Here is a 23,116-nt window from a genome sequence, read left to right on the forward strand (position 1 = left end):
GAGGTTGCCATGAAAATTGTTATTGCCCCCGATTCTTTCAAAGAGAGCCTGAGCGCGATGCAGGTCGCCGAGGCCATTGAGCAAGGTTTTCGCGAGATTTACCCGAACGCAGAGTATATCAAGCTGCCGATGGCCGACGGAGGAGAAGGGACCGTTGAATCGATGGTTGCCGCGACGCACGGGCAAATTATCCCTGTAACGGTGACCGGCCCGCTGGGGCTGCCTGTTGAGGCTTTCTTTGGCATCACGGGCGATAGCGAAACAGCCATCATTGAAATGGCGGCCGCTTCAGGGCTGCATCTGGTGCCGCCCGAAAAACGAAATCCGCTGCTGACCGGCACTTTTGGCACCGGGGAGCTTATTCTGGCGGCGCTGGATCGCGGCGCACGTAAAATCATTATTGGTATCGGTGGCAGTGCGACCAACGACGGCGGGGCCGGCATGATGCAGGCGCTGGGCGTCAGGCTTCGTGATGCACAGGGTAATGTGCTTTGCGCAGGCGGTGCTGCCCTGGCTGAGCTTGCAGAGATTGATGTTAGCCAACTGGATGCCCGCCTGGCACAGTGCGACATTCTGGTGGCCTGTGATGTCGATAATCCGCTGTGCGGTGAGCGCGGTGCGTCAGCGGTCTTTGGGCCGCAGAAAGGCGCTACGCCCGAGCAGGTTATGCAGCTTGATACTGCACTCAGGCATTATGGCGAACAGCTGGAGCACATCAGCGGTAAGGATGTGATTGCCGTAGCAGGTGCCGGGGCGGCAGGGGGCATGGGGGCGTCTTTGTTTGGTTTGCTTCATGCCCGCCTGCAGCCCGGTGTGGAAATTGTCACCGAAGCTTTGCGGCTTGCCGAGGCTGTTCAGGGGGCGGACCTGGTTATCACCGGAGAAGGGCGTATAGACAGCCAGACCATTTATGGCAAAACGCCGATAGGCGTGGCGAGAGTGGCGAAGCGTTTTCAGGTGCCGGTTATCGCGCTGGCTGGCGGTATGACGACTGATTACGGCGTAGTCCATCAGCACGGGCTCGACGCTGTATTTTCGGTGCTTAATCGGGTTCAGACGCTGGCGGAGGCGTTGGAAAAGGCGGGCGAGAATATTTGCGTGACAGCGCGTAACGTTGCCGCAGTATGGAAAATAGGGCGCGGTTAGATCCGCGCACGGCGGTTAGTCTTCGTCAAATCCGGCATTGAACAGAGCAATCACGGCCGCCAGGGCTTGCTCTTCTTCCGGGCCTGTGACTTCTATTTCTATGTGGCCTCCTTTGGCGGAGTCCAGCATCAGGAGGGCAATCACGCTGCTGGCTTCAGCTTCGGTGCCCGCTTCGTTTCTCAGCATCACTTCTGCGTCAAAACTTTGTACCAGCTCAAACAGTTTCATCGCCGGGCGCGCGTGCATGCCCAGCTTGTTGGTGATTTCAACGGTCTGCTTTACGCTCATGTTTTACGTTTTTCCAGCGTGCGGTGACGGGACTGGACGTTCTTCCCGCGTGAGCGGAAGTAGTCAGCCAGCTGCTCTGCAATATAAACCGAACGGTGTTTACCGCCGGTACAGCCAATCGCCACGGTCAGGTAGCTACGGTTGTTGGTTTCAAGCATCGGTAACCATAACTCAAGATAGCTGCGGGTCTGGTAGATAAAATTGTGTACTTCTGTGTGCCTGTCGAGGAAGGCGGCGACAGGGCGATCGAGGCCGGTCATTGGACGCAGTTTTGGATCCCAGTGCGGGTTAGGAAGAAAACGCACGTCGAACACATAATCGGCGTCAATCGGTATGCCGTGCTTAAAGCCAAAAGACTCGAACACCATGGTGAGTTCGCGTTCACGTTTTCCCAACAGACGAGTACGCAGCATCTCCGCCAATTCGTGTACCGACATTTCGGAGGTGTCGATGATCAGGTCCGCGCGGGATTTTAGTGGTTCGAGGAGATCGCTTTCTTCGTCAATCGCACTTTCCAGAGAGAGATTTTTGCTGGAAAGCGGATGAAGGCGGCGCGTGTCACTGTAGCGGCGGATTAGCGTATTACGATCGGCATCAAGGAACAGCAGCTGCGGAGAAAAAGCGTCCGGCAGGCTGTCCATTGCGTGCTCGAAGATTTCCGGCGACTCCGGCATGTTGCGCACGTCTATGCTGACGGCAGCAGAGATTTGCCGATCGGCAAGCGTTTTTGCCAGCTCTGGCAACAGGACAACCGGCAGGTTATCCACGCAATAGAATCCCATATCTTCCAGTGCGCGCAAGGCTACAGACTTCCCTGAACCTGAGCGGCCGCTGACAATCATCAGCACCATGTAATCATTCTCCCGATTTATCTGTCTGAGACATCAAACGCGCCGATTATTCATTTTCGCTGTCGTGATCGACTTCTGTTTCAGTAATTATCTGGTAAAGCTCTTCGTCACTGCCGGCTGAGCGCAGCCTGCGACAAATGGTTTTATCCGCCAGACGCTTGGCCACCAGGGAAAGCGTGTGCAGGTGGGTTTTTGTCTGGTCAGCAGGTACCAGTAACGCAAATAACAGGTCAACCGGTTGATTGTCGATGGCATCAAAAGCGATTGGCGTTTCCAGTTGAATAAAGACGCCGACGGCGCGAAGCGTATCTTCCTCCAGCTTGCCGTGGGGAATAGCGATACCGTTGCCAATGCCGGTACTGCCCATACGCTCACGGGTCAGTACGGCTTCGAAAACGACCTGCGGTGGAAGGCCAAGCTGTTTGGCTGCCAGTTCGCTGATGATTTCCAGCGCACGTTTTTTACTCTGGCAGTGGACGCCACTGCGAGTACATTCCTGGTTAAGGACATTGCTCAGTTGTAGAGCGGAATCGTTGTTCATCATAAGTTCACCTAAGCACTTTTGTGCAAACGGCCCGCGACTTAAGCAGCGGGCCGGCCATATGCACATCGGATGCCCGGATTATCAGTGTTGTTTTAGTTTATCTTTGTGTTTCGTTAACTGTCGGGCCAGTTTATCAATCAGGCCGTCAATCGCCGCATACATGTCCTGGCCTTCGGCACTGGCATGCAGTTCTCCACCGTTCACATGCAGCGTAGCATCCGCTGTATGGGTGACTTTTTCCACCTTTAATACAATATAGACCTGGTTGATTCTTTCGAAGTACTGCTCCAGTTTGGCAAACTTCGAGTTCAGAAATTCACGCAGTGCTTCAGTGATCTCGACGTTTTGTCCCGTAATGTTGAGCTGCATAGTGTCTTCCTTATCGGTAAAGTCACACCAGCTGTTTACGCTGGTTTGACGGTGGAATGGATAAAGACTCTCGGTACTTCGCAACTGTGCGGCGCGCCACCATAATACCTTGATCCGACAGTATTGAGGTTAACTTACTGTCGCTCAGCGGTTTGGCGGGGTTTTCCGCAGCAATTAACTTCTTCACCAGCGCCCGAATTGCCGTGGAGGAGGCTTCACCGCCGCCTTCGGTATTGACGTGGCTGGAGAAGAAATATTTCAATTCAAAGATGCCGCGTGGGCTATGCAAATATTTCTGAGTGGTCACCCTCGAAATTGTCGACTCGTGCATGTCCACTGCCTGAGCAATATCGGCCAGCACCATCGGTTTCATATGCTCTTCACCGTGCTCAAAGAAGGCCTGCTGCTGTTCGACAATGCATCGGCTCACGCGCAATAACGTATCATTGCGGCTTTCCAGGCTTTTAATCAACCATTTCGCTTCCTGCAGGTTGCTGCGGATGAACTGCGAGTCGCTGTCATTGCGCGTGTTGCCGCTCATGGCTGCGTATTGCTGATTGATTTTGAGGCGCGGGATGCTGTCTGCGTTAAGCTCTACAACCCAGCGCGTCAGGTGCTTACGCACCAGTACATCAGGAATAACGTACTCAGGTTCACCCGTTTGGATCGACTGGCCGGGGCGAGGATCGAGGGACTGAATCAGGCACATGGCCTCTTTAAGCGCGTCCTCTTTGATACGCGTGACCCGCATCAACGTCCGGAAGTCGTGATTTGCCAGCAGATCTAAATGATCGCTAACAATAAGCCGGGCTTCCGCCAGCCATGGGGTCTCTTTGGCGTACTGAGAAAGCTGAATTAACAGGCAATCGCGTAAGTCTCGTGCTGCGACGCCGACGGGATCAAAACGTTGGATGCGTTTGAGGACGGCTTCCACTTCGTCAAGGCTTACATCGTCGTGGCCCAGACTTTCCAGAATGTCTTCCAGCGGCACGGTGAGATACCCGGTTTCATCCACTGCATCGACAATAGACGTCGCGATAGCGGCGTCCGTATCGGAAAATGGCGTCAAATCGACCTGCCACATCAGGTAGTCCTGCAGGGACTGGGTGGTCTCGCCCTGGTAGACAGGCAGCTCGTCGTCCAGATAGTCAGTTCCCGTACCTGAAGGCGTTCCAGCGGTGTAAATTTCATCCCAACTGGCATCCAGCGGCAGCTCATCGGGCATCTCTTTCTGCTCGAGGGCTTCACGGGTGTCCATTGCTTCGCTCTCAGGCACTTCCTGAGTATCGATCTCATCATGCAGGTCGGTTTGCTCAAGCAATGGATTACTGTCCAGTGCCTGCTGGAGTTCTTGCTGAAGCTCTAACGTTGAGAGCTGAAGCAGACGGATGGCCTGCTGCAGCTGGGGCGTCATAGCAAGTTGTTGGCTAAGCCGTAATTGCAAACCTTGCTTCATGTTCAGAGCAAACGTCCTCAAATAAGTCGTGTAAGACTTCCCACCCTATCAGAGTCTGAACTCTTCGCCCAGATAGACTCGCTTAACTTGCTCGTCTTCAAGGATTTCTTCCGGTGTACCGTGGGCAATCAGGTGCCCCTGACTAACGATGTAGGCGCGTTCGCAGACGGCCAGCGTTTCGCGGACGTTATGGTCTGTAATCAATACGCCGAGGCCGCTGTCACGCAGGTGCTCGATAATGCGTTTGATATCAATAACGGAAATAGGATCAACCCCGGCAAAGGGTTCATCCAGCAAAATGAACTTCGGGTTTGCCGCAAGCGCGCGAGCAATTTCTACGCGGCGGCGTTCACCGCCGGACAGTGACTGCCCGAGGTTATTACGCAGGTGCGAGATATGGAACTCTTCCATCAGCTCGTTAGCGCGATCGTCACGCTGCTCTGACGTCAGATCATCGCGAATCTGCAGCACCGCCATCAGGTTATCAAACACGCTCAGGCGGCGGAAAATGGACGCTTCCTGCGGCAAATAGCCGATGCCGCGACGCGCACGAGCATGAAGTGGCAGCAAGCTGATGTCTTCTTCATCAATAATGATGTTACCTGCATCGCGTGGCACGATCCCCACTACCATGTAAAACGTCGTGGTTTTACCGGCGCCGTTTGGCCCGAGCAGCCCAACGATCTCACCTGATTTAACGGTCAGGCTGACGTCTTCGACTACGCGGCGGCCTTTGTAGGCTTTGGCCAGGTTTTTCGCAATTAAAGTTGCCATAACGAATCAGTTACTCTTTTTTGGTGCCGGTTGCTGGCCGTTTTTGTTTTGCAGCTGAGACGGCACCAGCACGGTGGTCACGCGTTTGCCTTTCTCGCTAAACGCCTGCATTTTTTGCTCTTTCACCAGGTAGGTGATCTTGTCGCCGGTGATGTTGCTGTCCAGCTGTTCAAGGTAAGCGTTGCCGGTCAGTACAACGAAATCTTTAGCCAATTCATAATGCATGGTGGACGCGTGGCCTTTTACCGGCTTACCGTTGTCCTGCATTTGATAGAAAGTAGCTGGGTTACCGTAGCCATCAATCACCTCTTTGCCTTGTTCACCGCCTGGGCGGGTCACAACGACTTTATCGGCGTTGATTTTGATCGTGCCCTGAGTCACAACGACATTGCCGGTAAAGGTAACGACGTTGCCCTGCATATCGAGAGACTGTTGGTCGGATTCGATATGAATAGGTTGGTCGGTGTCACCGGTCAGTGCCCAGGCTGACAGCGGTACGGCAAAAAGCGAACCAAGCAGAACAAGTTTAAGGCTGAGTTTGTTTATTCTGGATTTCATATGAGGTTTTAACCTTTTCAATCAGCTGTGCAGTTTGGCTGCGTAAGTTGCCACGCATTTTCAGGCCACTGGAGTTAAATGTGGTGCCGTACAAAGTCACCAGGTCGTCAGAAGCGACATCCTGAGTAATTAAATTCACCTGCGCATTGTCCGTCGTGATTCTGCGTAACTGAGAGTCAGGTGTTAACGCAGTGACGACGACGTTGCCATACAAATAAAGCATTTTGTCATCGGTAAGTTTGGCGCGATCCGCCTGAATTTCCCAGGTGGCGATTTTATTTTCATCGTACTGGGTCATGACGGGTTTGGTGAACCATGAAATACCCGTATCCGAGAAGTATTCAACGTGTTGAGCAATAAGCTTATAGTTCAGCGCGCCCTGTGGGTTGTATACGACTGTCGTGGAAAATTCGCTTTGATAAGTTGGCGTATCGCTGTTAACGGTTACGCCGGACTCGTCCTTCTCCGTCAGATTCAGGCCGATAAGCACTAATGCCGCAATGGCAAGCAGGAAAATAATCCAACGTCTGGTCTTGCTCATATGGATTGCCCTTTCGCCTCATCAAGCTTGCCTTGCGCCATCAACAGGAGATCGCAGATTTCCCGCACTGCGCCTCGCCCGCCGCTGATTCTGGTCACGTAATCCGCTTTTGGCGTCAATAATGGGTGGGCGTCTGCAACGGCAACGCTTAAACCGACCCGTTCCATGACTGGCCAGTCGATCAGGTCATCGCCAATGTAGGCAACCCGATCGGGAGAAAGCGCAACCTTTGACAACAGATCGTGGAACGCCACAACTTTATCGGATTGCCCTTGATAAAGGTGGGTAATGCCCAACGTTTCGCAGCGATCTTCCAGCAGTTTTGCTTTCCTGCCTGTAATAATAGCGACTTCAATTCCGGAGGTCAGGGCGCAGCGAATGCCATAGCCATCGCGTACGTTAAAGGCTTTCAGCTCTTCACCGCTGTTGCCCATGTAAATAAGGCCGTCAGACATTACGCCGTCAACGTCCAGAATCAGCAGGCGAATCTCTTTCGCTTTCGCTATGACCTGCGCGCTTACCGGCCCGTAGCAGGTATTAAGCAGCGCATCATGGTTACTCATTAAGGCTAATCCTTTTTTAAACTACGCCCGCGCGTAGCATGTCATGCATATGTACCACACCCAGCAACTGGTCGCCATCCGCCACCATAACCGAAGTAATATGGCGTGACTGCATCAGGTTTAATGCGTCCACAGCTAATGTGCCAGGGCGTACGCGAATGCCTCCCGTTGTCATGACATCCGCAATACGTAAGGTATGTAAATCAACACCCATATCGAACACGCGACGTAAATCGCCATCGGTAAAGATGCCCTCTATTTTCATCAGGTCATTGCAGATGACCGTCATCCCCATATTTTTACGGGTAATCTCCAACAGCGCATCCCGCAAAGAGGCTTCTTTGCTTACGTGCGGGATATCATCACCCGTGTGCATGATATCGTTCACGCGGAGTAATAGCTTACGCCCCAGCGCGCCGCCAGGATGAGACAGAGCAAAATCTTCAGCGGTAAAACCACGAGCCTTCAGTAACGCCACGGCCAGCGCATCGCCCATAACCAGCGTCGCCGTTGTGCTGGAGGTTGGCGCGAGGCCGAGAGGGCAAGCTTCCTGAGGCACTTTGATGCACAGATGAATATCCGCTGCACGGCCCATTGAGCTTTCCGGGCGGGCGGTCATGCAAATCAAAGGCACCTGAAGGCGCTTTAATACCGGGATGAGCGCCAAAATTTCGTTCGACTCGCCGGAATTAGAAATCGCCAGGACGATATCCTGTGCCGTGACCATGCCTAAATCACCGTGGCTGGCTTCTCCTGGGTGCACAAAAAAGGCTGGCGTGCCGGTACTGGCAAAGGTTGCCGCGATTTTTTTCCCAATATGACCCGATTTTCCCATCCCCATGACAACAACTTTACCGGGACAATAGAATATCTTCTCACAGGCCAGCGAGAAATCGTCGTTGATGTACTGGTCGAGTTGAGCCAGGCCTTCACGTTCAATATTGAGCACGTCTTTGCCCGCTTGTTGAAAGTCAAAACCCGGCGCTAAATCTATATGAGACATAATTCCCGTTTCCGCTTTATTCGACGACAGGTGGCGCAACGAACCACAGCACCACAATCCATATGATGAATCCACATGTTAACAGAGCGCCCGCGAGCTTGCCGATTTGGCGAGGTTTGCGCCAGCAGAGCAGGGCAAAAACAGCACTTACCGCTAACATCAACCAATAATCCCGGGCAAAAGCTAACGGGTTGAGGTGGCCCGGTGCCACCAACGCAGGAATGCCAAGCACAAACACAACGTTAAAAATGTTCGAACCGATGATATTACCAATCGCAATATCATCTTCGCCCTTGCGCGCGCCGGCTATGGCGGTCGCTAATTCCGGCAGACTGGTACCAATCGCAATGATCGTCAAACCGATAACCAGTTCGCTTACGCCAAAATAATGGGCAAGCACCGAGGCATTATCGATGACCATTCGCGTTGCCATCGGCATAATAACCAACGCCACTCCCAGCCATAAAAATGCGACGGACAGACTGCCTTCTTGAGGGAGTTCGGCCTGCTGCTCCCGCGTCAGACTATCGATCCCCTGCCGTTCCGCAAGGCGGCCTATTCTAATGATAAAGAGTAGATATAACACTGCGATTGTCAGCAGCATGACGCCCTCGGCCTGCGTCAGTTCACCGTCATAGAGAAACAGACCTGCGGCGGCACTCACCGCCAACATTAGAGGCAATTCACGACGTAGAATATCGGAATTAACGGTAAATGGGTGCAGCAGCGCGGCGAGCCCCAGGATCAGCATAATGTTAGTGATATTTGAGCCGATAGCTGTCCCTACGGCCAAATCCAACTGGCCGTGCAGCGCTGACGTACTGGCGATGATAATTTCAGGCAGTGAAGTGCCAATGCTGACCACCGTCATGCCGATAATCAGCGGCGGGATCCCGATGCTGCGACAAAGTATCGCTGCGGCGAAAACTAAACGGTCGGCACCATAGACCACCAGGAGTAAACCAATAATTAATAGCGCCGTAGCTAACAGCATGAAAAATCCTTTATTAGGGTATAATCGCCGATCCTGAGGGGCTGAAGGGTCGGGCAAAACGAAGTGCAGCCTGAGCCTGGCGATAAGTCTTAATTCTGACTTTATGCGGCGAAAAAGTAAAACAAATGCCAGCTTTCGCTAACCTGCGCAGGTAATATTCTGTAAAAATGTTGGGTTTTAGCATCCCTTTGAGGCCATGCTTGCCGGCAAACATAAAAAAGGAAGGGCGATGAGTCAGACAGAAGCCAATCTGGTTGAGATCCGTGGGATGAGTTTCTCTCGCGGCGAGCGCCAGATCTTCGAGAATATTTCGCTGACGGTACCACGCGGCAAGGTGACGGCGATCATGGGGCCATCGGGGATCGGTAAAACTACGCTGTTGAAGCTTATTGGTGGGCAGATCCAGCCGGACAGCGGCGAGATCCTTTTTGATGGTGAGAACGTACCGTCGATGTCGCGCTCACGGCTTTTTACCGTGCGTAAACGCATGAGTATGCTGTTCCAATCCGGCGCCTTATTTACCGATCTTAATGTGTTTGAAAACGTGGCTTATCCACTGCGTGAACATCTTCAGTTACCAGAACCGCTATTGCACAGCACGGTGATGATGAAACTGGAAGCCGTGGGGCTTCGCGGGGCGGCCAATCTTATGCCTTCTGAATTATCTGGCGGGATGGCGCGCCGCGCGGCGTTGGCCCGTGCTATAGCGCTTGAGCCAGACTTGATTATGTTTGATGAACCTTTCGTCGGACAGGATCCCATTACCATGGGCGTGCTGGTTAAGCTTATTTCAGAACTTAACAGCGCTCTTGGCGTCACCTGCATTGTGGTATCACACGATGTACCAGAAGTATTAAGCATCGCGGATTACGCTTATATTGCTGCCGATCAGCACATTATTGCTCAAGGTAGCCCGGCGGAATTGCGTGAAAACCACGATCCACGCGTTAGACAGTTCCTTGATGGGATCGCGGATGGCCCGGTGCCATTCCGTTATCCAGCCGGGGATTATCAACAAGATTTATTACCTGGAACGAGGAGCTAAACTGCTCATGCTGCTAAATGCACTGGCATCTCTCGGGCGACGCGGGATAAAAACCTGCGCTTCGTTTGGACGTGCCGGACTGATGTTATTCAACGCGCTGGTAGGGAAACCGGAGTTTCGCAAGCATGCGCCGTTGCTGGTTCGTCAGCTTTATAATGTCGGCGTACTGTCGATGTTGATCATTATGGTTTCCGGCCTGTTCATCGGGATGGTGCTTGGCTTACAGGGCTATCTTGTGCTGACGACTTACAGCGCTGAGTCGAGTCTAGGCATGCTGGTGGCGCTTTCACTGCTCCGTGAACTTGGCCCGGTTGTTGCCGCGCTACTGTTTGCCGGGCGTGCGGGTTCTGCTTTAACCGCCGAAATTGGCCTGATGCGTGCGACGGAACAGCTGTCCAGCATGGAGATGATGGCTGTCGATCCGCTGCGCCGCGTCGTTTCACCGCGATTTTGGGCTGGGGTTATCTCGCTGCCGCTTCTGACGCTTATCTTCGTTGCCGTGGGCGTTTGGGGTGGTGCTCTGGTGGGCGTGAACTGGAAAGGCATTGATGCCGGTTTCTTCTGGTCAGCAATGCAAAATGCAGTCTCATGGCGGCTGGATTTGGTTAACTGCGTGATTAAAAGCGTAGTCTTCGCCATTACCGTAACGTGGATTGCGTTATTCAACGGGTACGATGCTATTCCGACTTCTGCCGGGATTAGCCGGGCAACCACGCGCACCGTTGTGCACGCTTCTCTGGCCGTTTTGGGCCTCGATTTTGTGCTGACAGCACTGATGTTTGGGAATTGAGTTCATGCAAACAAAGAAATTTGAAGTTTGGGTTGGTGCTTTTCTGCTGGTCGCGCTGGTCGCTATTATTTTTCTCTGTCTGAAAGTGGCGAATGTTACCTCTCTGCGTAGCGAACCGACTTATCGGGTATATGCCACCTTCGACAACATCGGTGGCCTGAAAATGAGTTCGCCGGTTCGTCTTGGTGGTGTTGTTATTGGTCGAGTTGATGGTATCGCTCTTGACCCGAAAACCTATTTGCCTCGCGTAACGCTGGACATTGAACAGCGCTACAACCAGATTCCGGATACCAGCTCTCTGGCGATTCGCACGTCTGGCCTGTTGGGTGAGCAATATATTGCTCTTAACCTCGGCTTTGACGACCCGGAACTGGGGTCATCTATGCTGAAAGATGGCAGCACCATTCAGGATACGAAATCTGCTTTGGTTCTTGAGGATCTGATAGGTCAGTTCCTTTACAAGAGCGGCAACGGCGACAATAAGAATTCTGGCGATGCTGAAGCGCATTCCGCAGGCCATACTGATGCTGCACCGCAGTCAGGTACTACGAATTAATTTAAGAGGAACAAGTGATGTTTAAGCGTCTTATGATGGTAGCTATGCTGGTTATCGCCCCATTTGCGATGGCGGCAGACCAGACCAACCCTTACAAATTAATGAATGAGGCGGCGCAGAAGACCTTTGATCGCCTGAAAAACGAGCAGCCTCAAATTCGACAGAATCCGAATTATCTGCGGGATATCGTTGGCCAGGAACTGCTGCCTTATGTTCAGGTAAAATACGCGGGGGCGCTGGTGTTAGGGCGTTACTACAAAGATGCTACGCCTGCGCAGCGTGACGCTTACTTCAAGGCTTTTGAAGAGTACCTGAAGCAGGCCTATGGTCAGGCGCTGGCGCTGTATCACGGTCAGACTTATCAAATCGCCCCGGAGCAACCTCTTGGTAATGCTGATATTGTGGCGATCCGTGTGACGATAATCGATCCAAATGGGCGTCCACCAGTGCGTCTTGATTTCCAATGGCGTAAAAATAGCCAAACCGGGAACTGGCAGGCATACGATATGATTGCCGAAGGGATCAGCATGATCACCACCAAACAAAACGAGTGGAGCGATCTGCTCCGTACGAAAGGTATCGATGGTTTGACCGCGCAGCTGCAGTCGATTTCGAAACAGCCAATTACCCTGGACAGTAAAAAGTAATGGCGGAAGAACTAAGCTGGAAGCAGGACGGTGCAACGCTGCATTTCTTCGGAGAGCTGGATGGCGTCACCGTTAATTCGCTTTGGCAGCAGCGTGAGAAAATGGTCACGGGTATCAGTCTCTTTGAGCTAAGTGGCTTAACTCGCGTTGATACCGCCGGGCTGGCGTTGCTTATTCACCTGACAGCCATCGTGGCTCGCCAGGGGAACAAGATTGAGCTTAGGGGCGCTACTGATAATTTGCGCACACTGGCTCAACTCTACAATCTGCCAGAGGCGCTATTGCCACATCTGGCAGGCTAATGATTTCAGCACGTTACTTTCAAAGCCCTCGAACTGCTAAGTTCTGGGGCTTTTTGCTTATTTAAGCGGACGCCACTTTCCTCTAAGATGTGTGGCTTATTTCATCATTTATTAATCGACGAATAGATACCCCATGGAAAATCATGAAATTCAGACAGTGCTGATGAACGCACTGCCCCTCCAGGAAGTCCACGTCTCAGGCGATGGCAGCCACTTTCAGGTTATAGCGGTGGGTGAGTTATTCGCCGAGTTAAGTCGCGTCAAAAAACAGCAAACCGTGTATGCCCCGCTGATGGAATTTATCGCGGATAATCGCATGCATGCTGTGTCTATTAAGACCTATACGCCAGAAGAGTGGGCGCGCGATCGCAAACTGAATGGTTTTTGAATCATCGGCTCAGGCTGGTGATAACGTTTTGAATTTAAAAGAGAGCAGTTTCAATGGATAAATTTCGTGTGCAGGGGCCTACCCGCCTGAGTGGAGAAGTCACAATCTCAGGGGCTAAAAACGCCGCGCTGCCAATCCTCTTCGCCGCGCTTCTGGCGGAAGAGCCGGTAGAGATTCAGAACGTTCCAAAACTGAAAGACATTGATACCACGATGAAGCTGCTGAGCCAGCTGGGTACCAAAGTTGAGCGCAACGGTTCCGTCTACATTGACGCCAGCGGCGTAAATATTTTCTGTGCGCCATATGACCTGGTGAAAACCATGCGAGCCTCTATTTGGGCGCTAGGGCCACTGGTTGCTCGCTTTGGCCAAGGGCAGGTTTCTCTGCCTGGTGGTTGTGCCATTGGCGCTCGTCCGGTGGATTTGCACATTACTGGTCTGGAGCAGTTGGGTGCGGAGATTAAGCTCGAAGAAGGCTACGTTAAGGCGTCGGTAAATGGCCGCCTTAAAGGTGCTCATATCGTGATGGATAAGGTCAGCGTGGGTGCAACCGTGACCATCATGAGTGCGGCCACGCTTGCGGAAGGCAAAACGATCATTGAAAACGCTGCCCGTGAACCGGAGATCGTCGACACTGCGAACTTCCTTAACACCCTGGGCGCGAAGATCAGCGGTGCGGGCACCGATCGTATTACTATCGAAGGCGTTGCTCGTTTGGGCGGGGGCGTTTACCGCGTGCTGCCTGACCGTATTGAAACCGGGACGTTCCTGGTGGCTGCGGCAATCTCTGGCGGTAAAATTCTTTGCCGTAACGCGCAGCCGGATACTCTGGATGCTGTTCTGGCGAAGCTGCGTGAAGCTGGCGCGGAAGTTGAAACGGGTAAAGACTGGATCAGTCTTGATATGCATGGCCAACGTCCAAAAGGCGTAACGGTGCGTACTGCTCCACACCCAGGTTTCCCTACCGATATGCAGGCGCAATTCACCCTGCTGAACCTGGTGGCGGAAGGGACGGGCGTTATCACCGAAACTATCTTCGAAAACCGCTTTATGCATGTGCCTGAATTAATCCGTATGGGCGCGCATGCTGAGATCGAAAGCAATACAGTTATCTGCCACGGTGTCGAAAAGCTTTCCGGCGCTCAGGTAATGGCAACCGATCTTCGTGCGTCTGCAAGTCTGGTTCTGGCGGGCTGTATCGCAGAAGGGACAACGATAGTGGATCGTATTTACCACATTGATCGCGGCTATGAGCGCATTGAAGATAAGCTTCAGGCGCTGGGGGCTAAGATCGACCGCGTCAAGGGAAGCGAGTAAACATCCTCCCTTCAAGACGGATAGCCGGGGCATGCCCCGGCTTTTTTATAGCTGCCGGATCTTCCGTGTTCGGTCGATAAACTCACGTGTCACCGGGTCGTGGTAGCGTGAAGGCCAGATAACCTGTGGTGCAACACCTAAAGCCTTAGCGATAATAAACTCCCCTTTGGGCCAGGGGCGAGACAGCGCATTGGCGAGCGTTGATGAGCTTAAACCTGACTGGCGTGATAAGGCGGCGAGCGACGTTTTCTTTTTTCGCAGTCCGGCAATAATGTCCGCCGGATGCCAGTCCACAAATTGATTTTCCATAATCTCTCCCTGTGATCTTACTAATCCTGCTCTGAGATGAGCGATGGCACAGGAAATTTATAACATAAAAATTTCCAAATAATTCCAGTAAGTGCAAGGAATAATAGATTCTGTGTTTTCATCCGCAAATATGATGAAAGCTAGTGAGAATGAAATATTCAGGAAAGAGGGAAGGGTTGAGGATCTGTTTTACTGGAAACTTTAGCGCGCCAACTGGCGCGCTAAAGTTGATGTTAGTGGTCGCGTTGAACGGACATGTGCGCCAAAGAAATTAGCGCTTCACGGTAAGGAGTATCAGGCAGCACTGAAAGGGCATCGATTGCTTTATCTGCCTCTTCTTCGGCGCGTTGACGAGTCCATTCCAGAGAACCGCAATCCGACATAGCTCTCAGTACGGGATCCAGTAAATGACGGCCATTTCCCTGTTCGATCGCTTCACGAATCATCTGAGCCTGCTCTGGTGAGCCGTTGCGCATGGCGTGTAACAGCGGCAGCGTCGGTTTGCCTTCGTTCAGATCATCGCCGACATTTTTACCCAGCGTTTGCCCATCTGAGCTGTAATCCAGCAGGTCATCAATGAGTTGAAACGCAGTACCCAGGTACCGCCCATAATCCTGCAGCGCTTTTTCCTGAATCTCCGTTGCGCCTGCCAGAATCCCCGAGCATTGAGCCGCAGCTTCAAACAGGCGGGCCGTTTTGCTGTAAATGACCCGCATATAGCTTTCTTCAGTAATGTCTGGGTCATTACAGTTCATCAGCTGTAGCACTTCGCCTTCAGCGATAACGTTTACGGCCTCTGACATCACTTCCAGCACTTTCAGCGAACCGAGGCTGGTCATCATCTGGAATGCTCGCGTATAGATGAAATCGCCGACCAAAACGCTCGCAGCGTTGCCGAAAGCGGCATTGGCTGTGGCTTTACCCCGACGCATATCTGATTCGTCCACGACGTCATCATGAAGTAGCGTGGCGGTATGTATAAATTCGATCAGCGCTGCAATTCTGACATGTGCTTGCCCTTCGTAAGCAAGCGCCCGCGCGGCAAGTACGGCAATCATTGGGCGGATGCGTTTACCGCCACCGCTGACGATGTAGTAGCCCAACTGGTTGATCAGTTGAACATCGGAATTCAATTGCTCAAGGATTGTCGCATTGACACCCGCCATATCTTGCGCGGTTAACTCATTAATTTTTTCTAAATTCATCGCAAAAGTCTGGCTTTCGTCCTGTTTATTCCATATCCATATGGCATAACGAGAGGGTTGAGGTTCGATACTGTAGTACAGATTGTACTGAAAAAACGAGGCAGATAAACGGTGTGTGTGCTGTTGCGTTTTTTTTCTACGGTAATTGACGATCGGGCTTGTCAAACCCTCACGATTTGCGTAATATTCGCGCCCTATTGTGAATATTTATAGCGCTACCTGAAACCTATGTAAGGTAAGCGCGGAAAGCGGAGTTTTATATGTACGCGGTTTTCCAAAGTGGTGGTAAACAACACCGAGTAAGCGAAGGTCAGACCGTTCGCCTGGAAAAGCTGGACATCGCAACTGGCGAAACTGTTGAGTTCGCTGAAGTTCTGATGATCGCAAACGGTGAAGAAGTCAAAATCGGCGTTCCTTTCGTCGATGGTGGCGTTATTAAAGCTGAAGTCGTTGCTCACGGTCGTGGCGAGAAAGTTAAAATCGTTAAGTTCCGTCGCCGTAAACACTATCGTAAGCAAGCGGGCCACCGTCAGTGGTTCACTGATGTGAAAATCACTGGCATCAGCGCCTAAGACCTGAGGAGTAGATTAAATGGCACATAAAAAGGCTGGCGGCTCAACTCGTAACGGTCGCGATTCAGAAGCAAAACGCCTGGGTGTAAAACGCTTTGGTGGTGAAACTGTACTGGCTGGTAGCATCATCGTTCGTCAACGTGGTACCAAATTCCACGCTGGCAACAATGTAGGTTGTGGTCGTGACCACACCCTGTTTGCTAAAGCAGACGGTAAAGTGAAATTCGAAGTTAAAGGCCCGAACAATCGTAAATACATCAGCATCGTTGCTGAGTAAGTTTTTCGGTCCGGTAACGGATGAAAGCCCCGCAACGTGTTGCGGGGCTTTTTACATTGTACGCCTGGTAAATTAAGACAGGGAATGGGCATGGGGCAGCAGGCGGGAATCGGTATTCTTTTAGCGTTAACCACGGCGATGTGCTGGGGGGCGTTACCCATAGCGATGAAGCAGGTGCTTCCGGTGATGGCGCCACCAACCGTGGTATTTTATCGATTTCTGATGGCCAGTATTGGCCTGGGTATTTTCCTTGCGATTCGGGGGAAATTACCGCCGCTCAGGATGTTCCGTAAGCCCCGGTGGCTAGTACTGTTAGCGATCGCCACTGGGGGATTATTTGGCAACTTTCTGCTCTTTAGTTCTTCCCTGCAGTATTTAAGTCCTACTGCGTCTCAGGTTATTGGCCAGCTTTCTCCTGTCGGGATGATGGTGGCGAGCGTAGTAGTGCTAAAAGAGAGAATGCGTGGCACGCAGATTATTGGTGCCATGATGCTCTTGTGTGGTCTGGTGATGTTCTTCAACACCAGTCTTGTAGAGATTTTTACCCGCCTGACGGATTACACCCTTGGTGTTATCTTCGGCGTGCTGGCGGCAACGGTTTGGGTCAGCTATGGTGTGGCGCAGAAAGTGTTATTACGCCGGTTAGCCTCACAGCAGATCCTCTTTTTGTTGTACACTTTATGTACTATTGCACTTTTGCCGCTGGCAAAACCTGGTGTGATTTTCCAGCTCAGTAGCTGGCAACTGGCATGTCTGGTTTTCTGCGGTCTGAATACGCTGGTAGGCTATGGCGCGCTCGCTGAGGCGATGGCGCGCTGGCAGGCCTCCCAGGTTAGCGCCATCATTACGCTAACCCCGTTATTTACGTTGCTGTTCTCAGACCTGCTGTCTCAGGCCTGGCCCGAGTATTTCGCCATACCGATGCTTAACCTTGTGGGTTATATCGGGGCTCTCGTGGTTGTGGCTGGTGCGATGTATTCCGCGATTGGCCACCGCCTTTGGGGGCGCTGGCATAAAACCGAAACGATCACGCCGGTGCAGCGTTCGGGCGAATGATTTACGGAGAAGTAAGATGAAGTTTGTTGATGAAGCAACGATCCTGGTCGTAGCAGGTGATGGCGGTAACGGCTGCGTTAGCTTCCGTCGTGAAAAATATATCCCGAGAGGCGGCCCGGACGGTGGTGATGGTGGTGACGGTGGTGACGTATGGCTTGAAGCCGACGAGAACCTGAATACGCTTATCGATTATCGTTTTGAAAAGGCCTTCCGCGCAGAACGTGGCCAGAACGGCCAAAGCCGCGATTGTACCGGTAAACGTGGGCATGACGTCACTGTAAAGGTACCAGTGGGTACCCGAGTGATCGATCAGGGCACCGGTGAAACCATGGGCGATATGACGCAGCATGGCCAAAAGCTGATGGTTGCCAAAGGCGGCTGGCACGGTCTGGGTAATACCCGTTTTAAATCCTCCGTAAACCGTACCCCACGTCAGAAAACGATGGGGACTCCGGGTGAAAAACGCGATCTGCAGCTAGAGCTGATGCTGCTGGCCGATGTCGGTATGCTGGGTATGCCAAATGCGGGTAAATCTACCTTTATCCGCGCGGTATCTGCAGCGAAGCCAAAAGTGGCTGATTATCCGTTTACTACGCTAGTGCCAAGCCTGGGCGTTGTTCGTATGGACAATGAAAAGAGCTTCGTTGTCGCGGATATCCCGGGGCTTATCGAGGGCGCCGCTGACGGCGCTGGTTTGGGCATTCGCTTCCTTAAACACCTTGAGCGCTGCCGCGTATTGCTGCATCTCATTGACATTGAACCTATCGATGGCTCTGACCCGGTTGAAAACGCCCGCATCATCGTTGGCGAACTGGAGAAATACAGCGAAAGCCTGGCGTCAAAACCTCGCTGGCTCGTGTTTAACAAAATCGATCTGATGGATAAAGCGCAGGCCGAAGAAAAAGCGAAAGCCATTGCCGAAGCGCTTGGTTGGGAAGATAAATACTACCTGATCTCCGCTGCCAGCCAGATGGGCGTCAAAGATCTCTGCTGGGATGTGATGACCTTTATCATCGAGAACCCGATTACGGCGGCTGAGGTCGCTAAGCAGCCAGAGAAAGTCGAGTTTATGTGGGATGATTACCATCGCCAACAGCTCGATGAAATGGAAGCTGAAGCAGAAGAAGACTGGGATGACGACTGGGATGATGAAGACGACGAAGGCGTCGAAATTATCTACCAGAAGTAAGTCTCAACGAAGAAGGCCGGTGCTCCCGGCCTTTTTTATTGGATGCTGTTCGGAAGCCAGCAGTCAGCCTGCAAGCCGCCTTCCGCACGATTGCCTAATGCCAGGCGGCCATGGTGAAGTTGAACAATCCGCTGCACAATGTTCAGACCCAGTCCGCTACCGCCATAGCGCTGATCCATACGCCTGAAGGGTTCCGTGATTTGTTGAAGATATTCGTCTTTAATGCCCGGGCCGCTGTCGGCCACGCTCAAGATCGTTCCACCCTCTTTTTCCGTCAATGCTATATGAATTTCGCCTTTTTCCGGGCTATAGCGGGAGGCATTTTCCAGCAGGTTACGCAACATTAAACGCAGCAGCACGGCATCACCTTGCACGGTCAGAGCGGATGCTGCAGGCCAGGTTAGCTTTTGCGAGCGCTGTGCCGCCAACTCTTCCATTTCCATTTTAAGCGGCGCAATGATGTCGTCACTCCAGACCAGCGTATTGTAATGCCCGCTGGCCAGAGCTTGCCCGGCGCGCGAAAGCATCAGGAGCTGTTCAATGGTATGCATAAGCTGATCGATACGTGTTAGCAGCATCGGGGCCTGCGCTACCCCATTTTTTACCATCAATTCCAGATGTAACCTGAGACCAGCAAGCGGTGTTCTCAGTTCATGGGCCGCATCGGCAGTGAATAAGCGCTCCTGTTGAATCGTATGATCCAGCCGGCCAAGCAGCTGGTTGAGGGAATTGGTTACAGCCACCATTTCGTCCATGTCGGAAAACATAGGCAGGGGAGTGAGGTTGTCGGCTGAGCGGTTAGCCAGGCTTGAACGCAGCTGATTCAGCGGGCGGGTTATCCAGGTAATTGCCCAGAAAGAGAAAAACAGCGTAAAGGCAACCATGACCAGAGAAGGCACCAACAGGGAAGCAATCGCTTCACGAATCTCTTTTTCGACCTGCTGGTTTCGGGCTTTTGCGGAGAGCGTTTCACTCACCAAAAAACCAATCTGCTCACGGCTTTCATGCCACAGCCAGACAACGCTAATCAACTGGAAGAAAAGAAGAATAAGCGCCAGCAGGATCATCAGGCGCCGGCGCATGCTGCTCATGAGCGGCTTTCCAGCCTGTAGCCAACGCCGCGCACGGTTTTGATTCTGTCTTTGCCTAATTTTCGGCGTAGGTTGTGAATGTGTACTTCAAGAGTGTTGGAGCCAGGATCGTCCTGCCAGCTGTAAATATCCTGCTGTAGCGTTTCACGGTGGACCGTCTGGCCGATTCGCATCATCAGGCGTGTCAGAAGAGCGAACTCTTTGGGCGTAATTTCTACAGCCTGATTGGCGAGCAGCACCTGCTGAGTCTGCAAATTGAGGGTTAAATCGTCTTCCTGAAGCAGATTGTCGCTGTGTCCCTGGTAGCGACGGATCAGCGCTCTCGCACGCGCCTGCAGTTCTGCAAGCGCAAAAGGCTTAACCAGATAATCATCCGCGCCGGAGTCCAGACCATTTACTCTGTCTTCAAGCGCGTCACGAGCCGTGAGGATTAGCACCGGGTTTTTTACCCCACGCCGACGCCATTGACTCAACAGCGTGGCACCATCTTTGTCCGGAAGCCCCAGGTCGAGAATAATCAGGCTGTATTCACCGCTTTGCAGCAAGGCATCAGCCTCCGCAGCCGTCGCGGCGCAGTCCAGCGCGTAGCCTTCCCCACCTAACGCCAGCGCAAGACCTTCCTGTAACAGTAAATCGTCTTCAACAATAAGCAGTTTCATAACTAGTTATTCTGGTAAATGTCTTTGTAAAGCCGGCTTTCGAAGCGCACTAACGGGATGCGGCGATTACGCTGGTCCGCTGGTTCAACGGCATAACCAGAGAGATACTGCACAAAGGCCATGCGCTGCCCGCTTGCCGTGGTGATGAAGCCAGCCAGATTATAAACACCCTGCAATGAACCCGTTTTCGCCGACACTTTCCCATCCACGCCAGCCTGATGTAGGCCGGCACGATACTGCAGAGAGCCATCGTAGCCCGCGAGCGGCAGCATAGAGATAAAGTTTAGCTGATTATCATTCTGCGCGATGTATTGCAGCACCTGCATCATTGTGGCCGGTGAAATCAGGTTATGACGCGAAAGGCCTGAACCATCGACGACAATACTGTTCCCCAAATCTACGCCCGCTTTTTGGCGCAATATCTGGCGTACAGCATCAGAACCTGCCCGCCAGGTGCCAGGAACACCCAGCCGGTTATGTCCGATGGTCCTGAATACGGTATCGGCAATCATGTTGTCGGATTTCTTGAGCATGATTTTAAGCAGGTCATGCAACGGGGCTGACTGTTTGCTGGCTATCACCGTGCCCGGTTCGTTGGGTTGAGTCTGGCGCAGTAGTGTTCCGCTATAGCTGATCCCTGCCTGCTTCAGTTCATCTTTAATGATGGCACCTGCATAGCTTGCACCATCCTGAATGGCAAAGGCTAAGGGCAGCGGATCGGCACGTTGTGTAAGGCAGCCGGTAAGCGTATAGCGGTTGAGATCGCCCGGGACAACATCCAGTTCGCAGTATTGGGCGTCAGGAGAACCTTTGGCCAGCGTTCTGACCTGACTAAACATCACGACCGGATAGTACGAAGCAATGCGGATAAAGGCTAAATCGTCAGCTTTTGGCGCGCTGTATAAGGAAATAGAGAAGCAGTTACGGTCCACGATGGCGGCGGCGGGTGGTGCGCTGAAGCACTGTGTCATGTCGTTCCACGGCCAGCCCGGTGCTTTATCGTGGCTGGCGAAAATAGACGTGTCGACCAGCACGTTGCCCTTAATCTGTTGGACGCCCGCTTTTTTTAATTCGGCAACCATGTTGCGAATATCCTGACGCTTAAGCGTAGGATCTCCGCCGAAACGAGCGATAAGATCGCCGTTAAGTACGCCATTATCGATTTGAGCACGGCTTTCCAGCGTGGTGGTAAAACGAAAATCCGGGCCCAACTGAAGGAGCGCCGCTAGCGCCGTAATCACTTTCTGCGTACTGGCAGGCAGAGCCATTTGTTGGCTGTGATAATCAATGAACGGGCTTGTCGCACCGACTTTTTGTACCATCAGCGCCAGGTTCGCCCCGTCAGGCAACTGGGAGGTGTACTCTTCAACGTTCGCAGCCTGAACATTGATGGCTACGGCAGCGGTCAACCCAATGACAAATCTCAAAAATCGCATAATCTCGCGGTAACGGCCTGGAAACGTGACCGCCATACTACGGTGCATTATGGTGCAAAGTAAACGATGACCCTCAGGGAACTCCAGGGTAAAATACCGGTCAATTTGAAAACTGTTACTGACCTGGAGTCATTACCCCGGGTCGGTTTTCTTTTATTTGTTGCCGGAGAGACTTGCGTTACCGGCCATGCTCTTAAGCCAGCACGGTGTTTACCCTGCTGCAGAGGACTGATTTTAAGAGGTATAACAAATGCAACCTATTCCGATGACCTTACGTGGCGCTGAACAACTCCGCGAAGAACTGGATTTCCTGAAGTCCGTTCGTCGCCCTGAAATCATTGCTGCGATTGCTGAAGCTCGCGAGCATGGCGATCTGAAAGAAAACGCTGAATATCATGCCGCGCGTGAGCAACAGGGCTTTTGCGAAGGCCGCATCCAGGATATCGAAGCGAAGCTTTCTAATGCTCAGGTGATCGACGTCACAAGAATGCCAAATAACGGCCGTGTGATCTTTGGTACTACCGTAACAGTATTGAATCTGGACAGTGATGAAGAGCTTACTTATCGCATCGTTGGCGACGATGAGGCTGATTTTAAAAAGAATCTTATTTCTGTAAACTCGCCTATTGCTCGCGGTCTTGTGGGCAAGGAATGCGACGATGTTGTCGTAATTCGCACGCCGGGCGGTGATGTCGAATTCGAAATCTTAAAAGTAGAATATTTGTAATTTTTACTACGCTGGCTAAAGGGTTGGCGTATTGTAAAGAAAAGAAAAAGGCCGCATAGCGGCCTTTTATCAACGAACATAGCGTGGCATTTTGCACACCTCTGCTTATTTCGGCAGAGAAATCTTACGCTCTTTAGAAGGGCGGTAGAGCACCAGCGTTTTACCGATGACCTGTACATTACAGGCGCCGGTTTCCCGCACGATGGCATCCACAATTAAGGTTTTGGTTTCGCGATCTTCCGTTGCGATCTTCACCTTGATTAATTCATGGTGCTCAAGCGCTTGTTCAATCTCGGCCAGTACCCCTTCGGTCAAACCATTATTGCCAAGCATAACCACCGGCTTGAGCGGATGGGCCAGACCTTTTAGGTGCTGTTTTTGTTTAGTACTCAGATTCATCGTATTTTTTGCTTACGTTGGGATTGAAAACGGTTCATTCTACCGCCATCTCCAGTGTATCGCCA

Annotated in this window: 30 protein-coding genes; 13 read left to right on the forward strand and 17 right to left on the reverse strand. The window is 52.2% G+C overall.

Annotated elements, in window-relative coordinates; all coding sequences use genetic code 11:
- Positions 1-9: 9 nt before the first annotated feature.
- Positions 10-1,146, forward strand: coding sequence for a glycerate kinase (locus F3J26_RS16995; protein ID WP_166995012.1), 1,137 nt, complete (start codon positions 10-12; stop codon positions 1,144-1,146).
- Positions 1,147-1,161: 15 nt separating this feature from the next.
- On the opposite strand, the gene npr is transcribed toward F3J26_RS16995, so the two are convergent.
- From npr to F3J26_RS17050, 11 genes are all read right to left on the reverse strand, one after another.
- Entirely contained in the window at positions 1,162-1,434 is a 273-nt protein-coding gene (gene npr, locus F3J26_RS17000) for a PTS phosphocarrier protein NPr (protein ID WP_008454837.1), read from the reverse strand.
- Positions 1,431-2,285, reverse strand: coding sequence for an RNase adapter RapZ (gene rapZ, locus F3J26_RS17005; RefSeq protein WP_008454836.1), 855 nt, complete (start codon positions 2,283-2,285; stop codon positions 1,431-1,433). The genes npr and rapZ overlap by 4 nt, the downstream gene beginning before the upstream one ends.
- 46 nt (positions 2,286-2,331) lie before the next feature.
- Positions 2,332-2,829, reverse strand: a complete 498-nt coding sequence (gene ptsN, locus F3J26_RS17010; RefSeq protein ID WP_008454834.1) for a PTS IIA-like nitrogen regulatory protein PtsN — start codon at positions 2,827-2,829, stop codon at positions 2,332-2,334.
- 81 nt (positions 2,830-2,910) lie between these two features.
- Positions 2,911-3,198, reverse strand: a complete 288-nt coding sequence (hpf, locus tag F3J26_RS17015) for a ribosome hibernation promoting factor (RefSeq protein WP_008454833.1) — start codon at positions 3,196-3,198, stop codon at positions 2,911-2,913.
- A 22-nt stretch (positions 3,199-3,220) separates the two neighbouring features.
- On the reverse strand, positions 3,221-4,654 hold the full coding sequence (rpoN, locus tag F3J26_RS17020; protein ID WP_008454831.1) for an RNA polymerase factor sigma-54: 1,434 nt from the start codon (positions 4,652-4,654) through the stop codon (positions 3,221-3,223).
- 48 nt (positions 4,655-4,702) lie between these two features.
- Entirely contained in the window at positions 4,703-5,428 is a 726-nt protein-coding gene (lptB, locus tag F3J26_RS17025; protein ID WP_008454830.1) for an LPS export ABC transporter ATP-binding protein, read from the reverse strand.
- A 6-nt stretch (positions 5,429-5,434) separates the two neighbouring features.
- Positions 5,435-5,986 carry a lipopolysaccharide ABC transporter substrate-binding protein LptA gene (gene lptA, locus F3J26_RS17030; protein WP_008454829.1) on the reverse strand — a complete coding sequence of 184 codons (552 nt, stop codon included), beginning with the start codon at positions 5,984-5,986 and terminating at the stop codon, positions 5,435-5,437.
- A complete protein-coding gene (gene lptC / locus F3J26_RS17035; RefSeq protein WP_166877761.1) occupies positions 5,955-6,527 on the reverse strand; it encodes an LPS export ABC transporter periplasmic protein LptC in 573 nt (190 codons plus the stop codon). The genes lptA and lptC overlap by 32 nt, the downstream gene beginning before the upstream one ends.
- Entirely contained in the window at positions 6,524-7,090 is a 567-nt protein-coding gene (gene kdsC, locus F3J26_RS17040) for a 3-deoxy-manno-octulosonate-8-phosphatase KdsC (protein WP_008454827.1), read from the reverse strand. The genes lptC and kdsC overlap by 4 nt, the downstream gene beginning before the upstream one ends.
- 16 nt (positions 7,091-7,106) lie before the next feature.
- The gene (gene kdsD / locus F3J26_RS17045; RefSeq protein WP_008454826.1) at positions 7,107-8,093 is read right to left on the reverse strand and encodes an arabinose-5-phosphate isomerase KdsD; all 987 of its coding nucleotides are present in this window, start codon (positions 8,091-8,093) and stop codon (positions 7,107-7,109) included.
- Positions 8,094-8,109: 16 nt separating this feature from the next.
- Complete coding sequence (locus F3J26_RS17050) at positions 8,110-9,087, reverse strand: calcium/sodium antiporter (RefSeq protein WP_008454825.1); 978 nt, start codon at positions 9,085-9,087, stop codon at positions 8,110-8,112.
- A 229-nt stretch (positions 9,088-9,316) separates the two neighbouring features.
- Between F3J26_RS17050 and mlaF the strand changes: the two genes are divergently transcribed.
- From mlaF to murA, 7 genes are all read left to right on the forward strand, one after another.
- Complete coding sequence (mlaF, locus tag F3J26_RS17055; protein ID WP_166995014.1) at positions 9,317-10,132, forward strand: phospholipid ABC transporter ATP-binding protein MlaF; 816 nt, start codon at positions 9,317-9,319, stop codon at positions 10,130-10,132.
- Positions 10,133-10,139: 7 nt separating this feature from the next.
- Positions 10,140-10,922 carry a lipid asymmetry maintenance ABC transporter permease subunit MlaE gene (gene mlaE, locus F3J26_RS17060; protein WP_008454823.1) on the forward strand — a complete coding sequence of 261 codons (783 nt, stop codon included), beginning with the start codon at positions 10,140-10,142 and terminating at the stop codon, positions 10,920-10,922.
- Positions 10,923-10,926: 4 nt separating this feature from the next.
- A complete protein-coding gene (gene mlaD / locus F3J26_RS17065) occupies positions 10,927-11,478 on the forward strand; it encodes an outer membrane lipid asymmetry maintenance protein MlaD (RefSeq protein WP_008454822.1) in 552 nt (183 codons plus the stop codon).
- Positions 11,479-11,495: 17 nt separating this feature from the next.
- Positions 11,496-12,125, forward strand: coding sequence for a phospholipid-binding protein MlaC (mlaC, locus tag F3J26_RS17070; RefSeq protein ID WP_008454821.1), 630 nt, complete (start codon positions 11,496-11,498; stop codon positions 12,123-12,125).
- Positions 12,125-12,427: a lipid asymmetry maintenance protein MlaB gene (gene mlaB / locus F3J26_RS17075; RefSeq protein WP_166995016.1), complete on the forward strand. Its 303-nt coding sequence runs from the start codon at positions 12,125-12,127 to the stop codon at positions 12,425-12,427. The genes mlaC and mlaB overlap by 1 nt, the downstream gene beginning before the upstream one ends.
- 133 nt (positions 12,428-12,560) lie before the next feature.
- Entirely contained in the window at positions 12,561-12,815 is a 255-nt protein-coding gene (gene ibaG, locus F3J26_RS17080; protein WP_008454819.1) for a BolA family iron metabolism protein IbaG, read from the forward strand.
- Between the two features lie 53 nt (positions 12,816-12,868).
- Positions 12,869-14,131: a UDP-N-acetylglucosamine 1-carboxyvinyltransferase gene (gene murA, locus F3J26_RS17085; RefSeq protein ID WP_008454818.1), complete on the forward strand. Its 1,263-nt coding sequence runs from the start codon at positions 12,869-12,871 to the stop codon at positions 14,129-14,131.
- Between the two features lie 45 nt (positions 14,132-14,176).
- On the opposite strand, the gene sfsB is transcribed toward murA, so the two are convergent.
- Together sfsB and ispB are read right to left on the reverse strand one after the other, a co-directional pair.
- Entirely contained in the window at positions 14,177-14,440 is a 264-nt protein-coding gene (gene sfsB, locus F3J26_RS17090; protein ID WP_008454817.1) for a DNA-binding transcriptional regulator SfsB, read from the reverse strand.
- 233 nt (positions 14,441-14,673) lie between these two features.
- Positions 14,674-15,645, reverse strand: a complete 972-nt coding sequence (gene ispB / locus F3J26_RS17095) for an octaprenyl diphosphate synthase (RefSeq protein WP_008454813.1) — start codon at positions 15,643-15,645, stop codon at positions 14,674-14,676.
- Positions 15,646-15,905: 260 nt separating this feature from the next.
- Between ispB and rplU the strand changes: the two genes are divergently transcribed.
- The 4 genes from rplU to cgtA all read left to right on the forward strand — a co-directional run bounded on the left by rplU (position 15,906) and on the right by cgtA (position 18,739).
- A complete protein-coding gene (rplU, locus tag F3J26_RS17100) occupies positions 15,906-16,217 on the forward strand; it encodes a 50S ribosomal protein L21 (RefSeq protein WP_008454812.1) in 312 nt (103 codons plus the stop codon).
- 19 nt (positions 16,218-16,236) lie between these two features.
- On the forward strand, positions 16,237-16,494 hold the full coding sequence (rpmA, locus tag F3J26_RS17105) for a 50S ribosomal protein L27 (protein WP_007673187.1): 258 nt from the start codon (positions 16,237-16,239) through the stop codon (positions 16,492-16,494).
- A gap of 90 nt (positions 16,495-16,584) precedes the next feature.
- Positions 16,585-17,550, forward strand: coding sequence for an EamA family transporter (locus tag F3J26_RS17110; RefSeq protein ID WP_166995018.1), 966 nt, complete (start codon positions 16,585-16,587; stop codon positions 17,548-17,550).
- Between the two features lie 16 nt (positions 17,551-17,566).
- The gene (gene cgtA / locus F3J26_RS17115; protein ID WP_008454808.1) at positions 17,567-18,739 is read left to right on the forward strand and encodes an Obg family GTPase CgtA; all 1,173 of its coding nucleotides are present in this window, start codon (positions 17,567-17,569) and stop codon (positions 18,737-18,739) included.
- Positions 18,740-18,774: 35 nt separating this feature from the next.
- Here the strand turns inward: cgtA and pmrB are convergent, their stop codons facing one another.
- From pmrB to dacB, 3 genes are read right to left on the reverse strand one after another with little or no spacing between them, the layout of a single operon-like run.
- Entirely contained in the window at positions 18,775-19,830 is a 1,056-nt protein-coding gene (pmrB, locus tag F3J26_RS17120; protein ID WP_166995020.1) for a two-component system sensor histidine kinase PmrB, read from the reverse strand.
- Complete coding sequence (gene pmrA / locus F3J26_RS17125) at positions 19,827-20,489, reverse strand: two-component system response regulator PmrA (protein ID WP_008454804.1); 663 nt, start codon at positions 20,487-20,489, stop codon at positions 19,827-19,829. Before pmrA ends, pmrB begins: the two co-directional genes overlap by 4 nt.
- 2 nt (positions 20,490-20,491) lie before the next feature.
- A complete protein-coding gene (gene dacB / locus F3J26_RS17130) occupies positions 20,492-21,925 on the reverse strand; it encodes a serine-type D-Ala-D-Ala carboxypeptidase (protein WP_166995022.1) in 1,434 nt (477 codons plus the stop codon).
- 250 nt (positions 21,926-22,175) lie between these two features.
- Between dacB and greA the strand changes: the two genes are divergently transcribed.
- A complete protein-coding gene (gene greA, locus F3J26_RS17135) occupies positions 22,176-22,652 on the forward strand; it encodes a transcription elongation factor GreA (protein WP_008454799.1) in 477 nt (158 codons plus the stop codon).
- 105 nt (positions 22,653-22,757) lie between these two features.
- Here greA and yhbY read toward each other — a convergent pair whose 3' ends face one another.
- On the reverse strand, positions 22,758-23,051 hold the full coding sequence (gene yhbY, locus F3J26_RS17140; RefSeq protein WP_008454796.1) for a ribosome assembly RNA-binding protein YhbY: 294 nt from the start codon (positions 23,049-23,051) through the stop codon (positions 22,758-22,760).
- Positions 23,052-23,116 lie beyond the last annotated feature (65 nt).

It is taken from the genome of Enterobacter sp. Ap-867 (assembly GCF_011752855.1).
In the GTDB taxonomy this organism is placed as follows: domain Bacteria; phylum Pseudomonadota; class Gammaproteobacteria; order Enterobacterales; family Enterobacteriaceae; genus Cedecea.

Coding starts and splice junctions, on each gene's coding strand:
- lptC (WP_166877761.1), bottom strand. CDS start 6,527: ATGAGCAAGACCAGACGTTGGATTATTTTCCTGCTTGCCATTGCGGCA.
- ispB (WP_008454813.1), bottom strand. CDS start 15,645: ATGAATTTAGAAAAAATTAATGAGTTAACCGCGCAAGATATGGCGGGT.
- rplU (WP_008454812.1), top strand. CDS start 15,906: ATGTACGCGGTTTTCCAAAGTGGTGGTAAACAACACCGAGTAAGCGAA.
- F3J26_RS17050 (WP_008454825.1), bottom strand. CDS start 9,087: ATGCTGTTAGCTACGGCGCTATTAATTATTGGTTTACTCCTGGTGGTC.
- mlaB (WP_166995016.1), top strand. CDS start 12,125: ATGGCGGAAGAACTAAGCTGGAAGCAGGACGGTGCAACGCTGCATTTC.
- rapZ (WP_008454836.1), bottom strand. CDS start 2,285: ATGGTGCTGATGATTGTCAGCGGCCGCTCAGGTTCAGGGAAGTCTGTA.
- rpmA (WP_007673187.1), top strand. CDS start 16,237: ATGGCACATAAAAAGGCTGGCGGCTCAACTCGTAACGGTCGCGATTCA.
- lptA (WP_008454829.1), bottom strand. CDS start 5,986: ATGAAATCCAGAATAAACAAACTCAGCCTTAAACTTGTTCTGCTTGGT.
- mlaD (WP_008454822.1), top strand. CDS start 10,927: ATGCAAACAAAGAAATTTGAAGTTTGGGTTGGTGCTTTTCTGCTGGTC.
- greA (WP_008454799.1), top strand. CDS start 22,176: ATGCAACCTATTCCGATGACCTTACGTGGCGCTGAACAACTCCGCGAA.
- pmrB (WP_166995020.1), bottom strand. CDS start 19,830: ATGAGCAGCATGCGCCGGCGCCTGATGATCCTGCTGGCGCTTATTCTT.
- lptB (WP_008454830.1), bottom strand. CDS start 5,428: ATGGCAACTTTAATTGCGAAAAACCTGGCCAAAGCCTACAAAGGCCGC.
- kdsD (WP_008454826.1), bottom strand. CDS start 8,093: ATGTCTCATATAGATTTAGCGCCGGGTTTTGACTTTCAACAAGCGGGC.
- ptsN (WP_008454834.1), bottom strand. CDS start 2,829: ATGATGAACAACGATTCCGCTCTACAACTGAGCAATGTCCTTAACCAG.
- murA (WP_008454818.1), top strand. CDS start 12,869: ATGGATAAATTTCGTGTGCAGGGGCCTACCCGCCTGAGTGGAGAAGTC.
- pmrA (WP_008454804.1), bottom strand. CDS start 20,489: ATGAAACTGCTTATTGTTGAAGACGATTTACTGTTACAGGAAGGTCTT.
- npr (WP_008454837.1), bottom strand. CDS start 1,434: ATGAGCGTAAAGCAGACCGTTGAAATCACCAACAAGCTGGGCATGCAC.
- F3J26_RS17110 (WP_166995018.1), top strand. CDS start 16,585: ATGGGGCAGCAGGCGGGAATCGGTATTCTTTTAGCGTTAACCACGGCG.
- F3J26_RS16995 (WP_166995012.1), top strand. CDS start 10: ATGAAAATTGTTATTGCCCCCGATTCTTTCAAAGAGAGCCTGAGCGCG.
- ibaG (WP_008454819.1), top strand. CDS start 12,561: ATGGAAAATCATGAAATTCAGACAGTGCTGATGAACGCACTGCCCCTC.
- cgtA (WP_008454808.1), top strand. CDS start 17,567: ATGAAGTTTGTTGATGAAGCAACGATCCTGGTCGTAGCAGGTGATGGC.
- hpf (WP_008454833.1), bottom strand. CDS start 3,198: ATGCAGCTCAACATTACGGGACAAAACGTCGAGATCACTGAAGCACTG.
- mlaC (WP_008454821.1), top strand. CDS start 11,496: ATGTTTAAGCGTCTTATGATGGTAGCTATGCTGGTTATCGCCCCATTT.
- kdsC (WP_008454827.1), bottom strand. CDS start 7,090: ATGAGTAACCATGATGCGCTGCTTAATACCTGCTACGGGCCGGTAAGC.
- mlaE (WP_008454823.1), top strand. CDS start 10,140: ATGCTGCTAAATGCACTGGCATCTCTCGGGCGACGCGGGATAAAAACC.
- mlaF (WP_166995014.1), top strand. CDS start 9,317: ATGAGTCAGACAGAAGCCAATCTGGTTGAGATCCGTGGGATGAGTTTC.
- dacB (WP_166995022.1), bottom strand. CDS start 21,925: ATGCGATTTTTGAGATTTGTCATTGGGTTGACCGCTGCCGTAGCCATC.
- yhbY (WP_008454796.1), bottom strand. CDS start 23,051: ATGAATCTGAGTACTAAACAAAAACAGCACCTAAAAGGTCTGGCCCAT.
- sfsB (WP_008454817.1), bottom strand. CDS start 14,440: ATGGAAAATCAATTTGTGGACTGGCATCCGGCGGACATTATTGCCGGA.
- rpoN (WP_008454831.1), bottom strand. CDS start 4,654: ATGAAGCAAGGTTTGCAATTACGGCTTAGCCAACAACTTGCTATGACG.